We start from the raw sequence: 250 nt of genomic DNA, 5'->3' as shown, positions 1-250 counted from the left end.
CAGTATCGATTTAACCGGCGCTTCGATTTGTCGACCATTTTGACGCGCCTCTTGTACGCTGCTGTCGCCACGGGCAACCGAACCGAAGCGTGGTGTCGGTTAGCTGAAGATCAGCGCTAATCACCATGCAAATTGTGCCGCGCCATCGCCCCCGTCCCCGGAGGACACGCCGGCATCGCCCACCTCGAACGTTGAAAGCAGCCCTGCCTCGGGGCTGGGCGCATCAGCGGGCACACCGGCCGATGGCGCC

General features: G+C 63.2%; 1 pseudogene. It reads left to right on the top strand.

The annotated features are described in order from the left end of the window. Positions 1-120, top strand: a pseudogene (locus tag F1735_RS35165) (IS1595 family transposase); the annotation flags it as partial. Positions 121-250: the final 130 nt, after the last annotated feature.

Origin of the sequence: Massilia genomosp. 1 (assembly GCF_011682185.1) — a bacterium.
Lineage (GTDB): Bacteria > Pseudomonadota > Gammaproteobacteria > Burkholderiales > Burkholderiaceae_D > Telluria_A > Telluria_A rubra.
The sequence above is the reverse complement of the archived record's forward strand: the minus strand, read 5'-3'. Positions and strand labels throughout refer to the sequence as shown.